Annotated in this window: 9 protein-coding genes and 1 pseudogene; all 10 read right to left on the bottom strand. The window is 55.5% G+C overall.

Annotated elements, in window-relative coordinates; translation table 11 throughout:
- Nucleotides 1-222: 222 nt before the first annotated feature.
- Nucleotides 223-2,112: an alkaline phosphatase family protein gene (locus tag DPF_RS02510; protein ID WP_069857294.1), complete on the bottom strand. Its 1,890-nt coding sequence runs from the start codon at nucleotides 2,110-2,112 to the stop codon at nucleotides 223-225.
- Nucleotides 2,113-2,140: 28 nt separating this feature from the next.
- Nucleotides 2,141-3,774, bottom strand: a pseudogene (locus DPF_RS02500) (BCCT family transporter).
- A gap of 839 nt (nucleotides 3,775-4,613) precedes the next feature.
- Nucleotides 4,614-6,032, bottom strand: a complete 1,419-nt coding sequence (locus DPF_RS02495; RefSeq protein ID WP_069857291.1) for a sigma-54-dependent transcriptional regulator — start codon at nucleotides 6,030-6,032, stop codon at nucleotides 4,614-4,616.
- Nucleotides 6,033-6,051: 19 nt separating this feature from the next.
- Nucleotides 6,052-8,763, bottom strand: coding sequence for a hybrid sensor histidine kinase/response regulator (locus DPF_RS02490; RefSeq protein ID WP_069857290.1), 2,712 nt, complete (start codon nucleotides 8,761-8,763; stop codon nucleotides 6,052-6,054).
- A 290-nt stretch (nucleotides 8,764-9,053) separates the two neighbouring features.
- The gene (locus tag DPF_RS02485; RefSeq protein WP_069857289.1) at nucleotides 9,054-10,262 is read right to left on the bottom strand and encodes a putative sulfate/molybdate transporter; all 1,209 of its coding nucleotides are present in this window, start codon (nucleotides 10,260-10,262) and stop codon (nucleotides 9,054-9,056) included.
- A gap of 303 nt (nucleotides 10,263-10,565) precedes the next feature.
- The gene (gene cydB, locus DPF_RS02480; RefSeq protein WP_069857288.1) at nucleotides 10,566-11,702 is read right to left on the bottom strand and encodes a cytochrome d ubiquinol oxidase subunit II; all 1,137 of its coding nucleotides are present in this window, start codon (nucleotides 11,700-11,702) and stop codon (nucleotides 10,566-10,568) included.
- Between the two features lie 3 nt (nucleotides 11,703-11,705).
- Nucleotides 11,706-13,229: a cytochrome ubiquinol oxidase subunit I gene (locus tag DPF_RS02475; protein WP_069857287.1), complete on the bottom strand. Its 1,524-nt coding sequence runs from the start codon at nucleotides 13,227-13,229 to the stop codon at nucleotides 11,706-11,708.
- 215 nt (nucleotides 13,230-13,444) lie between these two features.
- Nucleotides 13,445-13,693 (bottom strand): DUF4492 domain-containing protein, encoded by a 249-nt coding sequence (locus DPF_RS02470; RefSeq protein ID WP_069857286.1) that lies wholly within the window; start codon nucleotides 13,691-13,693, stop codon nucleotides 13,445-13,447.
- 73 nt (nucleotides 13,694-13,766) lie between these two features.
- The gene (locus DPF_RS02465; RefSeq protein ID WP_069857285.1) at nucleotides 13,767-14,114 is read right to left on the bottom strand and encodes a DsrE family protein; all 348 of its coding nucleotides are present in this window, start codon (nucleotides 14,112-14,114) and stop codon (nucleotides 13,767-13,769) included.
- A gap of 260 nt (nucleotides 14,115-14,374) precedes the next feature.
- Complete coding sequence (locus DPF_RS02460; RefSeq protein ID WP_069857284.1) at nucleotides 14,375-14,533, bottom strand: rubredoxin; 159 nt, start codon at nucleotides 14,531-14,533, stop codon at nucleotides 14,375-14,377.
- Between the last annotated feature and the right edge of the window lie 261 nt (nucleotides 14,534-14,794).

Below are 14,794 nucleotides of genomic sequence, written 5' to 3'. Positions count from 1 at the left end.
TGGTCAGACGACTTCATTCCCCACGATGAACGCCAAGCAGGCCGAAGTTCCGTTTGACGTCTTGTTTCGGGAAAAGAGACGGGCTTGGGGACAAGCCCCCTTTCACCACAGCAGGGGATGATGCACCTTGGTCATGTTGTTCCAACAGGAAAGTTGGTCACGTCTGCATGGGCCGGCCGGGACGGCTTCTCAAGGTGCGCCGCCCCGGCTACCGGGATGCTTTTATTTGTCGTGATCTTCAAATATCTGATAGATGATCGCGCCTTCGGTATCTGCCGGAACCGGATTGCCTGTGGCGTGGCAGAAGGTGGGCACGACATCGACGAGCCAGCGGGGACGTTCGTACACGTAACCCTGCTTCACGCCGGGGCCGTTCCAGAGCATGATGTTTTTCAGAGAACCGCATCCGGATTCACCCGTGGGGAAGCCGTAGCCGTGTTCGGCCATGTACTCGGGCTTGAGCACGTACACGACATCACCGGCCTGCTCACCACCCATGCCAAAGACCTTGGCGTCTTCCTTGGGAATGGCGCACATGACAGGACGTTCTCCGGTTTCAGGATGCTTGTAGTCGTACAGGGCGTCGATGATCTGGTTGCGAACCTTTTCGTAATCCTCATCCTCCACAATGCCACCGGGGTACTTGGATTTGAGGTTGACGTAGACGAACATGTACCGTTGAGGGACAGCCAGGGATTTTTCGGGGATGAGATCGTAGTTGAAGCCTTCGGACTCTTCCCACACGGATCCCGCCTCATCAGAGGAGCGGGCCTCGTAGGCGGTCAGGCCTGCCTGGGCCAATGCCTCGGCCGTGTTCAGGATGGGACCGATGGGTGTTGCCCCATGGTCGGAGATGACGCAGGTCAGGGTTTCCTTGGGCATGGCGGCCATCATGGTCCCCAGGAACTTGTCCTCGATCTGGTAGATGGCCCGTTCCATGTCGTAGGCCATCTTTTTTTCTTCCTCGGTACCGTGTTCCATCTTGTCCATGTATCCATGATAGAACCAGTCGATGAGATGGGTATGCATGTACAGCAGATCCCAGTCGGGATGGTCCTTCATGAGGGTGGTGATGACCTCGGTGAGCCATTCCGAATGGAAACGGGCCATCTCCACGATGGTTTCGTTATCAATGATGCCGTTGACCATGCCCACAAAGCCCATGTCATTGGCCAGGATGTTCCTGGTGAAATCCACGTTCTTGAGGGCGTCATCCGGGGCGCAGTATCCGTGGGTTCCGGTGATGCCGGAAATGTACAACTTGAAGTCTTCGGCGTCGTCGGAAAGTTCCATGAGTTTGCAACGGAAGTATCCCTTTTCAATGCGTCCGTCGGCCTTGATGGGGAAGTCGGCTTCAATGACGTCGGACCACTCACGCACCTTGATGGTGAACAGTGCGGTGTTGAAATCCTTTTCCGTGCACAGGGCAAAGACATCATAGCCATCGTCTTCGGATTCCCAGGTCAGTCCGTACCAGGTCTGGGGAGCCAGTTCTTCCATGGCGTGGGGAAATTCCATGGGGATGGTCATGTCCAGGGGATCCTGGTCTTCAATTTCCTCGGGGATGTTTTTCCATCCCTCTGCTTCTTCAAATCGGGCCTGAACGCCAATGGGGTAGAAATCAGTGGCAACACAGGATTCGGAACACAGGCTTTCCCGATGTTCGTACCCTTCCAGCTGCCAGCGGGTTTCAGCCGCTGAAAGGCCTTCCCCCTGTACCATGACCCCGTTTTTCATCTTGGATGGCCAGGAAACAGGATAGTTGACCACCAGACATTTCTTGCCTTCCTTGTCCCACCGGTCCCAGATGGTTTCAGCCGTGAGCATCTGGGAACCAAAAGACTGAACGCATTTGGAGAAGTGCAGGGATTCGCCTTCGTTGTAATAGTAATAGTCTTCCACTCCGTGGGTGCGGGGATAGGCGCCCGTGCAGATGGAGGCCCATGACGGCGGGGTAACGGTGGGCATGTTGTACCCTTCGGTCATGTAGGTGCCTTGCTCCTTGAACTTTTTGAAGTTGGGCAAAGCACCCTCGTTTATCAACGCTTCAAGGCGCTTGGGGATGGCGCAGTCGAAACCGAGCAGCGCAACTCTGTTGGCTTTGGTGGACATGTTTTACTCCTTGAATGTGGGTATGTTGTTATTGTTCAACCGGGCAGGGAATGTCCTCGGAAAGGGGGTCCTTGGAAGGACGACCGGGGACCTCTTCTGAAGCTGCATTTACAGGCAGCGGGTTGGTGAATGTACAGCATTGGGTCAGGGCATCATCTTCCCTGGTCATTTTGAACCAGGCAGCAATGACAAAGGCGATGGGGATGAGCATGAGTGCGCCCGAGAAGTTGGCAAAGATGCGAACCGGTCCCAATCCACCCATGGTGATGGCGGCCAGGGCAAGGCCCGCCTGGATCAGTGCCCAATAGAAACGGTGCCCGCGGGTTGGTTCGGAACCGGGCTGCAGCCTGGTAGTGGCTGAGCAGGAGATGACGTACGCACACGAGTCCACCGAGGTAGCCAGGAAGATGGTGGAGAAGACACAGTAGGCCACCAGAACAACCTTTCCCATGGGGAGGGTCTGCAGGACTGCCACCAATGCGGCCGGACCGCCCGAGGCTTTGAGAATGCCGACAGCGTCGACAATGCCGTTTAACTGGGTGAACATGGTGTATCCGCCAAAAACGGCGTGGATCATGTAGGAGCCGGCGATGCCGCCTGCCAGACCCATGGCAACGATATTACGGTACGCCCCTTGGAAATGCGGGCAATGAACAGCCCCATGAAAGGGCCATAAGATGCCATCCACAGGGCATAAAAAATGGTCCAATCCTGCGGGAATGAACCATCGGTATAGGGGTCGGTCCAGAAGATCATGTCCCAGAAGTTGCCAAGCATATGCCCAAAGGAATTGGTAAAGTTGTCAACAATGAACACTGTGGGACCAGCCACAAGGCAAAAGAAGACCATGGCCAGGGCAATGCATACATTGGTGTCTGACAAAATCTTGATGCCTTTTTTGAGACCCAGGGAAACCGATACCGTGAAGATAACGGCGGAAATGGCAAGGATGATGAGTTCCAGGGTAAAGCTTGGTTCAATACCCAGGACCGCGCTCAGAGCATGGTTGACGATGGGTACGGATACGCCCATGACGGCTGCGTTGGAGAACATCAGGCCGACGATAAAGAAAATCTCAATCCCCTTGCCCATGCCGCCGTTGACCTGGTCGCCAAGAATGGGCTCGGTGGCGGCGCTGATGCGCAGGACCGGTTTCTTGCGTTTGTAATACATGTAGCAGATGGGCAGAGCGGTTACCATGTACCAGGGCCAGGTTACGGGTCCCCAGTGAAGCAGGACATAGGACATGGCCCATTCAAAGGACTGGCGGGACAGGGGCTCGGCAAACTTGGGCGGGTAGGCCAGGTTGTACATGGGCTCGACAATGGACCAGAACATGACCGCTCCGGCCACACCGGAACAAAACATCATGGCCAGCCATGAATAGTTGTTGAATTCAGGCTTTTCGTCTGGTTCCCCGAATTTGATGTCGCCGTAGCGGGAAAACATGAAAAAACCTGAAAGGATGATCATGCCCACGGTGACCCAGAGATACCAGGTACCCGTGGTCCGGGCGAAGACGCTGTATACGGTCTTGAGGACATGTTCACTTTGCTCGGTGAATACAATGGAACAGGCAATAATGCCCAAGAGAACAAGTGTTGCCGGAATGAGAATGTGTTTATCAGGTCGTAGGTCTACACGTCCGGTACTGCTGTTCATTGTCATTCTTCCTCCAAAGGGGGCAGGTGTCCGCTTTCAACGCTCTCATGTGTACTCACGGACGGGTTGATTGTGTGTAACGAGCAGGACTGCCGATCCGATAGCAATCCTGCAGGTGTCTTGAAAAAGCCAGGTTCGTCTGCAGACGATTCTGCTCATAAGCAAGAGAGGGGCCAAGGTTTCAATGGGACGAAAATCCTTGGCGCTCTTGTGAAAAGTCCCTCAAGCGGAAAATGATTTTGTCATACAACAAGGTGACAAGGTTGTCGCCTTTTGGGGCTTTTTTGCTGTTATACATTGAAATACCAATTGGTTTTCAGTGAAGCGCCAACAATGTCGTGCTTGTGCCAAAAGTGTCTTGTTTGGGGAGGGGGGATTTTGCCTTTGCCGGGATTTTTTCTGGTGGTTTGGTGGGTTTTCTCCTGGTGAAAATAGGTTGTGCCCATGGGACGGATTACGGGTCGCGGTGAGCAGGCTTTGCAGGGGGAAAGGGAGGTTCCCCTTGATGCGCGACGACGATCTTGCCGTGATACGGAAACCTCTGGATGAGGTCGGATGGGGATGATTCCCGGAGCCAGGCAATCGCTCTCGGTATCATTTCCGGCAATGGGGCATACGTTGGGAGGAATTATCGGGGGGAGAGGGGTGGAGGGGCAAGGCCTGGCCGGGCAAAAGGTCGTGGAGAACAAGGATCAAGAAAGGATATGGTCCGGAAACGACCTCCATTCTGCGAGGCCATGGGGTTGTATGCGGTCACCCACAAATACGCAATACAAAGACGCCTGCCGGACAGGGATCACTGGCCGCTCACGGGACGGGGCATGGCCCGCCCGGGGCGACTACACGTCAATCCCGTGCTTCTTGATCAGGGCATAAAAGTGGGACCGTGACAGGCCTGACAGCTTGAGCATCTTTTTCAGGTCGTTTCGGGTCTCCTGCATGAGGTTTTGGAGGTAGCGTTTTTCCATGTCCGAGCGAAATTCTCGCAGAGCAGGGATGTGTGGGCAGGGATCGCTTATCCCGGGATGAGGGAGGGGATCGGTCCCCGGGGGAGATGGGGGCGCGGGCAAGGATCTGCCCTGGAGTTGGTTTTTGACCACCTTGATGCGGATATCCGGGGGCAGATGCATGGCAAAGATGGTCTTTCCCTCTCCAGCGGCCACCACGGCCCGTTCCAGGGTATTGGCCAGTTCACGCACATTGCCCCGCCAGTGATATTGTTCCAGGATGGCAAACACATCACCGTCAATGCCCTTGGTGGGTTTGCCCTGGATGTTGCAGATCTGGTCAATGAAATACAGGGCCAGGGGTTTGATGTCCTGCTTGCGTTGTCGCAAAGGCGGCAGGGGAAGGAGAATGGTCTTGAGACGGAAATAGAGATCTTCCCGAAAGCTGTCCTTGAGGACCATGGTTTCAAGGTCCCGGTTGGTGGCCGCAATCAAGCGAAAATCACTTTGGGTTTCCCGGTGGTCGCCCACGGGGCGGAAGGTCCGTTCCTGGAGGAAACGAAGAAATGTTTTTTGAAGGGATACCGGGAGCTCTCCGATCTCGTCCAAAAAAAGGGTTCCCGTATCCGCCTGCTTGACCAGGCCGGTCCGGTCCCTGTCGGCTCCGGTAAAGGCCCCTTTGACATGGCCAAAAAGAATGCTCTCCAGAATGGTTTCGGTCAAAGCGGCACAATCAACAGGTATAAACGGTCCATTGGCTCGCAGGCTGTTGGCATGAATGGTTCGGGCAAAAAGCTCCTTGCCCGTGCCGGTTTCTCCGGTGATGAGTACATTGGAATCACATTGGGCCGCCTGGGCTACCAGATCAAAACATGCCCGCATGACCGGGCTCTTGCCGATGACATGTTCCAGGTTCAAGGCCATGGGGGGCTTTTGGCGCTTTTTTTCTTTTCTGTAGGCCAGGACCCGGTTGAGGGTGAGCATGATATTCTTGATGGGAGATGGCTTGACCAGATAGTCCCAGACCCCTCCCTTGATGGCCAGTTCGGCCCCATCAGGGTCTCCTTTGCCCGTAAGGATGATCACCTCGGGTTTTGACGGGGCTTCCTTGATGGTCGGCAAGGCGTCCAGACCGTCTCCGTCAGGGAGGTGGACATCCAGGAAGACCACGTCAAAGGCCGCGGCTTCAAGACGTTCAAGGCCCTGGGTCAGGGTTTGGGCGTTCTCGCAGGTGAGCTGCATGCGGGAGATCAGGCTATGCATGGTCTCGCAAACCTGGATGTCGTCATCAATGACCAGAATTCTGCTCATGAGATGGTCTCGGGTTGATTCATCGGGTAGTTGTCGTGGATGGTGATTCATGGTCCGTTGTTGGTCCGGAACCGTGCGTGCCAAGGATGCGATCAATGGCCTCTGCAAGGGTGGTCTTGTTGTAGGGCTTGAGCAAGACGTCTCGGATATTGACCATGTCCCTGGCGGCTTCCGTGGCCGTGTTCCTGCCGGAGACCATGATCACGGGGAGGTGCGGGGCCATTTCCATGAGGTGTCGGGCCAGTTCCAGGCCGTTCATTTCGGGCATGTCATAGTCGGTGATGAGCAGATCGCATGCCTCGCTGTGCCCAATGATTCTCAGGGCGCTTTCTGCAGCGCTCACCGGAGTGACCTTGTAGCCAAGCAGGGTCAGAATCCGGGGAATGGTCCGTAGCTGGTCGGGATCATCCTCCACAAAGATGATCCGCCCGGATCCTTTGCAAACGTCCGGCTTGGCGGCCGGTTCCGATTCGACAGCTGCCGGGTGGGCCAGGGGAAGAAAAACGGAAAAAGAAGTTCCAGCTCCCGGGTGGCTCCAGACGTCAATGGCTCCCTGATGTCCCGTGACGATTCCGTGGACAACGGCCAGCCCGAGCCCGGTTCCCTCATTTTTGCCCTTGGTCGTGTAGAAGGGATCGAAGATCTTGTCCATGACTTGCTGTGTCATGCCCGGGCCCGTATCCGCGATGGTCAATCTGGCGTAATGCCCGGGACGCACGTCCAGTACCTCGGCCCGGGTTTCGGTCAGGATTTCTGCGGTCAGGTGGATGCGCAATGTCCCGCCCTGGGTGTCCATGGCCTGAAAGGCATTGGTGCACAGGTTCATGACAATCTGATGGATTTGTGAGGGATCGGCCAGACACAAAATGGGTGAGGCCGCAATATCTTCCCTGATGCGGATGTTGCCCGGAAAGGAGGCTCTGATCAGGCTGACCGCTTCCGAGATGATCTCGGCGAGGTTGGTGGGCACGAACCCTTCCTGGCTGGGGCGGCTGAATGTCAGGATCTGCTTGACCAGCTGGCTTCCCCGCCGAGAGGCCGTGAGTACCCGGGTGAGATCCTCATGGGTCATGGAATCTTCGTCCACGTCCAAGAGAGCCAGCTCGGTGGAGTTGATGATCGATGTCAGGATATTGTTGAAATCATGGGCAATACCTCCCGCCAGTCTACCCATGGCCTCCATCTTCTGGGATTGCAGAAGTTGTCGTTCCAGGTGGATGCGCCGGGTGATGTCCTCGGCAAATCCTTCCAGGGAGTCGACGCTCCCGTCAGGCTTGCGGATGATGCGCAGGTACAGGTTGGCGACGATGACCGAACCGTCCCGTTTTCTGAATCGGTTTTCGAAATTGATTCGCCCTGCGGCTGTTGCGGTCGCTGCAAGTCCCTGGGTCCATTGTTGGGGATCAACGTACAGTTCGTCGGGGACCGAGCCGACCCGTTGCATGAGATCTGTGGGCGAGTCGTACCCGAGCATGCGGGCCATGGCCGGATTGGCGTCCAGGAATCGTCCTTCCGGCGTGGTTCTGAAGATGCCCAGGGCCGAATTTTCAAAAATGCTGCGGTATTTCTCCTCGGCCAGGCGAAGGTGTTCTTCCGCGCGTCGTCGTTGCAGCGTGCTCGCAACAAGCATGATGGAAATGAACGAAAGAATCACCAGGCTGGCAATGATCAGCCAGAAGGTTTCCTTGTTCAGGGCGTACAACCGTTTGGGTTCGTTGATGATCACGCTGCCCTGGGGCAGATCTTGGGGATCAATGGCAAAGCGTTTGAGCATGGTGTAATCGAACCCGTACTCCCCCATATACCACTTGATGACCGGGATTTCTCCCGGATGCTTCCCCTTGAAGATGTCCAGTACCTGTTGGGCCGCCATGGCCCCCACCCGGGTGCCGTCCAGCAGGCGTCCCCCCATGATTCCATGGCCAAGAAGAAAGTGCCAATTGCTGAAAATGGGCACCCTGGCCACCGCGGCAATGGAGGTGAGTACCTCTTCTGCCGAGTAGAACTGTCCGTGAGCATCCTTGTAAAAGGGGATCACGTACAAGATCGTGTCCTCTGCAAGAAGGGGAATCCGGGCCAGCAGTTCGTCCAGGGACGCATCTGTCCAGAACTCCACGTCGAGGCGTTGTTCAAAGGGCTGCAAGGCCCTGTATACCTGGTTGCGTATGGCCAGGCTGGTGATGTCGTTGTTGCCGATGACAACGATGTTGGCGGTCTCTGGGCACAGCTGCAGAGCCAGTTTTAGGGTGCCCGCAACGTCGATGTTTTCAATGACTCCGGTAAAGCGATCCCTGTTTTCCATGACCCCGGGGTTCAGGTCGTTGACCCCGCAGAAGACGACCGGAGTGCCCGGGAAAAATTCCGGCCCGTATTGCTGGAGGAATTCAAAGGCATAATTGTCCGAGGTCATGAGCGCGTCAAAGCGGATGTGCTTGAACTTGTAGGCGTACAGGTCCAGCAGCATGGACTGCATGGTCAGGGAGGTGTGCCGTTTGGAATCCATGTACTCCACCTGCAGGTCCACGTTGAAGGGGCTTTGGGCGAACCGTTTCTTGACCCCCTGTACGATGGTATCCGACCACGAATACCCGTTTTCATAAGAATTGAGCAGCAGGACGTTTTTGCGTGGCTTGGCCGCATGGACCGTGTGAGGAGTCATCCATTGGGCGCAGCAGCATATAAGGAGAATGCCAATTGTTCGGCATGCCGGGAACAGACGGTAGAAGGTCATGCAGGGCTCGCTGGTTCAGGAAGGGACGGGGCAGCGCAACGTAGTGATGCAGGCCTGTGGAAGCTATGGGGGTGAGGTGAGCAAGGGCCTGTGGGTTGTGGTTCTTCGTATTGTTGCGATGCGGGCCGTTGGCATTTTGCAACATCGTAACGAACGGGACGCACCCGGTCGGGAATACCGAGCCTGGAACCCCCCGGTTGTCAAGGGTGAACAATCAGAAGTACCCGATGACGCCCCTGGTTGCTGTAGACCGGTGCATCAGGCGGCGTTAAGCCGCCTGCAAGCCGCGTTCAGACCGACACCTTGCCGGCCTTGAGCGCGTAGGCCAGGACAATGCCGACCCCGAATCCCACGGCCAGGTTCGTGGCCAGGGTCATGGCGAGCATGATCACGATCACAAAGAGATCGCTGGACCCTTTGACATCCCTGATGGTCATGGCGAGCTGGCTGCCGGCAAAAATGAGGAGCACACCAAGAACGGCAAAGGGGATGAGGTGGACCAGGGTGATGGCGTGGGTGCCCAGAAAGAGGGCAAGGCAGATGAACAGGGTTCCTATGAACAGATTGGATCCGGCCGTGCGTGCCCCAAACCGGTAATGGGCGGCCAGCCCCCCTGCACCGTGGCACAGAGGCATGCCACCCACCAGAAAACTGAACACATTGGCAAGGCCCATGCTGATGCACAGTCCCTTGTAGGTCACTTTGCGGGAGCCGGGGCCGAAATATTCCCGAGAAAGATCCGCGTTGGCAACAACCGCATTGCCCAGGGTCATGGGGATTTGGGGCAGGACCAGAGTGATCAGGGCCAGGGAAAAATCGGCTGTACTCGGAAATCCAAAGGGAAGCCAATCCGGGAGATGGATTCCCAGTTCGAGGCGGTTGAATCCCTCGTGGGTTCCGAAGAAAAGGCCGGTAAGCAGGCCAAAGAGGATGACCAGAATGCCTGCGGGAAAGCGCTTGTCGTTCAAAAAGCACAAGGTAAGCGCCATGCCCATTGTGCCAATGATCAGACCTATGGGGATCACACCCAGGCTTTGAATGCTCAGATAGGGTTCTCCTGCCTGAGCCATGGCCTGGAAGGTTGAGGTGCCCAAGACAAATTTGATCCCCTGGGCCATGAGCACGGTACCCGTGGCCAACTGCACACCTCGGATGACCGGCTTGGGGGTGTATTTGCCGATCAGGTTCACGGCACCGGTTGCGCCGACAAGGAGAAGGACAATGGCCACAAGCAGCCCCGAGGCCGTGATCTGCGAAGGGCCAAGGCCCGTGGCAATGGCATAGGCACCGATGACTTTCATGGGTTGAACCGGGACCGTAACCCGGTAGTACAGCCCCGCGAACACGTAAAAGACGCCAATGGCCAGAAACAGTCCCGAGGGCGAAAGGCCGTTGACCATGATCATGCCAATGGCCAGGGGGAGAAGGGTTCCCAGATCGCCCAGGGATCCGGCCAGCTCCAGCCGGTTGAAACGAATGGAAGAGGTCGATGTGGTCATGGTGTCACGCCTTGCATGAAGAGAAGCCTTGTCATCCGGACCTGTGCCCGGATGACAAGGCGGGTAGGTGAGAAGCGGTCAACATGATGTCGGTGTGATCGGCAGAGTGCATGGATAAACCGGTGCTGCAACGGGTTCGGACTACAGCAGACCGGTCTTCCTGAGCACGGTTTCTGCCCCCTTGTACGAAGCAATGATGAGAATCACCCATCCGATGAGAAGTACGGCTGACATGATGGTCTCCTTGATGATTGGTTGTGTTGTGCACGTCCGGAGCTCGTGGGCGTTCCGGAGCGCATGCTTCTAGTACAGATCGTTGGCTGTTTCTCCGTCAAACTCCGATGCATCGAGTTTTTTGGCGTCCATCAGCTTCCAGACCCAGGCGATGTAGGCCAGCACAAAGGGCACGGCCAGGGCAATGTAGGACATGGCCGTGAGGGTGTAGTGGCTGCTTGATGCGTTATAGATGGTCAGGCTGCTTTGGAGATCGAAGATCGAGGGATAGAAGGCGGTGTTGTTGAACCCTGCCAGAAAGAAGATGCTCAGGCAGGTAAACACGGTTCCCGGTCCGGCCAGCCAGATGCCCAGGCGTTTGCTGGTGTAACCCGTGATCACGGCGGCACCGGCAATGAGCAGGATGCCCGTGATGAGCAGAAGCATGACAATGGGCATGGCCATGAGGTTGACGAAGTATTTGCCCTTTTCCAGGGAGATGGTGCCGGTGGCCGGGTCAAGGGCAAACCCCTGCATGGTCAGCAGGCTGTACAGGATATAGAGCAGAAACGGGACCAGATAGAGGAAGTTCCTGAAGGCTGCGGATCTGGCCTTTTCCTCGATCTTGGCATGGCGGATGTTGTTCACCAGATACATGGCCCCCAGAGCACGGGATAAAAAGACAAGAAGCAGGCCCATGGCCAGATTAAAGGGGACCAGGGCGGCTTCGAGTCCGCGCAGGGGATGCTTCCAGGAGCTCAGGTTGAAGGCGTTGACCTGAAAATGGGAACCCGTGAAAAATGTTCCCACGGCCGCGCCCACAAGCAGAATGCCGATGGCGCCGTTGATGAACAGGAAGGTTTCATACACCCTGGCTCCCAGCAGGTTGCCGTCTTTTTTGCGGAATTCGTAGCTCACGGCCTGCAGGGAAAAGGTGAACAAAATGGCGATCCATACCCAATAGGCCCCGCCAAAACTGGTGGCGTAGAATTTGGGAAAGGCGGCAAAAAAGGCCCCGCCAAAAAGGACCAGGGTGGTGTAGGTCAGTTCCCATTTGCGGCCCAGGGAATTGATGACCAGGGATTTCTGTCGGTCTGTTTTGGCAATGGTTCCAAGCAGGCTCTGGCCTCCCTGGACAAAGGTCATGAACACGAACAGGGAGCCCACCAGAGAGACCACGATCCACCAGAGTTCCTGAAGTTGGGTGTGTGCAAGATTTCCAAACATGGCTTATTCCTCCGGTCCAAGAGCGATTTGTCGGGTCATGATCCTGATGCCGGCTATGAGCAGGACGGTGAAGAGGGTCAGGAACATGAAAAAGGTCAATTGTACGGTGGCCGTGGTCAGGTCGGAAATGGCCACTCCCACGGGTAGGAGTCCCTGGATGGCCCAGGGTTGACGTCCCACCTCGGCCACGATCCAGCCGGTTTCCTGGGCCAGATATCCCAGAAACAGGGAGAGTACGGCAAAGCGCAAAAACCAGGTCTGGTTTTCCAGGGTACCCTTGAACAGGAAGAACAGGACCCCCAGAAAGATGAGCGGGAACAGGAAGCCGAGCATAACCATGATGTGGAAACTGTAAAAGGTCAGCCCCACCGGGGGAACGGCCTGTTCAGGCGAGGTCAGGTAGCCGTATCCCAAAAATTCCTTGTGCCTGTTGAATGTATTCAGGGCCGCCTGGGCGTCGTCCTGGTTGGTGGCCTGCTTGAATGCGGTCAGGGCCTTGATGGCAGCACGCCCCTGACTGATTTTATCCGCAGTGCTCATAATGCCCTGAGCGTCATTGCCATAGACGAGATCGTCCACCCCGGGAACAAAGGTGTCCAGCTGACGGTTGGCCAACAAGGTCAGGGCTCCGGGGAGCTTGATGTCAAAGAGAAAGGGATCATCGTCTTCACCCGGCATGTGGGAGGGATCAAGAATGCCGAGCATGATCAGACCGGCATTGGTTTCACCTTTGTAAAGGCCTTCCATGGCTGCCAGCTTCATGGGTTGCACCCGGGCGCTGGTATAGGCGGCCTCGTCTCCGGTGAAGATGACAAAGATGGAGGCCAGGAGGCCAAAGACCGAGGCTACAGCCATGCTTTTCTTGGCCATATCCGTATGGCGTTTTTTGAGCAGAAACCAGGAAGAGACGCAGACCACAAAAAGTCCGCCCAGGAGAAAACCCGAGCTGGTGGCGTGGGTGAACTTGCCAATGGCCGTGGGAGAAAAGAGGACTTCCCAGAAATTTTCCATTTCAAACCGGGCCGTCTGGGGATTGAAAGCCATGCCCACGGGGTATTGCATCCAGCCGTTGGCCACCAGAATCCACAGGGCCGACAGGTTGGAGCCAACAGCCACCATCCAGGTGGAAAAGAGATGAAAGCCCTTGGAAACACGGTTCCATCCGAAAAACATGACCGCGAAAAAGGTGGCTTCGATGAAGAAGGCGAAAATGCCTTCTGCGGCCAGGGGGGCTCCAAAGATGTCCCCGACCATCCAGGAATAATTGGCCCAATTGGTTCCGAACTCGAATTCCAGGATCAGGCCGGTGGCAATACCCACGGTAAAGTTGACGGCAAAAAGGGACATCCAGAATTTGGTGATCCTTTTCCAGGATTCATTGCCTGTTTTCACGTACAATGACTCGAAAAAGGCGAGTAAAAAGGAAAGCCCCAGGGTGAGGGGAACAAAGATCCAGTGAAACATGGCCGTGAGGGCGAATTGAGCCCGGGCCCAATTGACCTGACTCCAATCGATCTGTTCTAGCACGGTTAGCCCCTTATTGTTGAAGATGCAGGATAAACAATGTGTGCTGCAGGGTTTCTGATACCCGAGAGTGAAGCAACATAGCCGAATGATGCGTTGATTGTGGACCTGAAGTAAACCTGTTTCGGAAAAGCATCCCTATCAATCATGGTCGACAGGAGCAATTGCCGTATTGCCCCCTGACCGGATTTGTGGAGGTTTGCCAGTGTGTTGGCGGTTCATTGGTCGGTCTCGTGTTCATGTGGCGGTGATGTCGGTTCCATGGTCAGGGCGGACAGGACATGATTGGCCCGTTCATGATCCGACGAATAGGTGGTGGCCAGGAAATCCGGAAAAAAGAAGATCTTGATCACCCCGAAGAGGATCACGAGCTTGATCAGAATGATCTTCCACAATTGACGTCCGAGGACCATGGAGCGGAAGCCGTCCACATAGAGTGCGTACATGGTTCTGGCAAAGGAGAGCATGGTGTGTTCCTTGGCGTACGAGATGTCGGTTGGTCGGAAACCGAGGTTGCCCGGAGGTTCCCTGCAACACCGGTCAGAAGGTTATCACGGTGTATCCCTGATCCATGTAACCGGACATGGAAGGGTGACCATTCATGTCCGCGAGCATGGTCATACCGGTTGCCTTGACCTCTGCAAGAACCCCGAGTTTGGCGGAGCAGGCCTGGCACGCGCCGAAGAACAACCCCTTGTCCCATGCCTTGGAGTAGAGCGTGTGGAGCGGATGGTCGCTTTTGGCAAGTTCGGGTACGAGCCGGACAGCCGTCCCTTCCATGACAATGCCTGTTTCATAACCTTTTTGGGCCATGTCCAGGGCATTGAGCAACACGTGAATGAAACACATGGGATCGCCGTTCAAGGCGAACAAAACGGTTTTTTGCATATGTACCTCCATAGTAGTGATAAGAGCTTCTGCCGAGCGGGGATGCCCTTCTGGTATCTCAAAAACAAGGGGGATTCCAGCAGAAAAGGGCATCCCTCCCATTTGTCAGCCTGATACTCCACACCAGGAGGTTTGTCGATAGTGAGAACCGTTATTGTTAAAATTTATAGCCTGGACACAGGACATGGCGTAGCCTTGCCAACAAACGGAAAAAGGCGGAACCAAAAGTTCCGCCTTGCTTGATGGGCTCATGAGGACGTTTAGTCCATTTCTTCAAAAAATTCCTTTTCCGCACCACATTTGGGGCAAACCCAGTCTTCGGGTACGTCTTCGAAGGCGGTTCCTGCAGGAACCCCGTTTTCAGGATCGCCCAATTCAGGATCATAGATATAACCGCAGGGGCATTCGAATTTTTTCATGGCTCGTCTCCTTGTGTTGTTGTGCCTGTGAGATATACACCGCTTAGAATAAACCTTGTTGAGTATTTGGCAAAATTTGTCAACTCTCAAGAAACGTTCCCGGGGTACAGATATCCGGAGAGCGGAAGGGCGCTGCCACGCGCAGGAGGAAGATTGCCGTTTGCATATATTGCTCCGGATATTTTCCCTTGCATTTTGGCTCGATTTTGACGAAAGAATATCGAGGTGTTACCATTACCCCAATTTTTCATGCAGTTGCAA

The sequence above is a fragment of the Desulfoplanes formicivorans genome (genome assembly GCF_001748225.1).
Taxonomy (GTDB): domain Bacteria; phylum Desulfobacterota; class Desulfovibrionia; order Desulfovibrionales; family Desulfomicrobiaceae; genus Desulfoplanes; species Desulfoplanes formicivorans.
The sequence above is the reverse complement of the archived record's forward strand: the minus strand, read 5'-3'. Positions and strand labels throughout refer to the sequence as shown.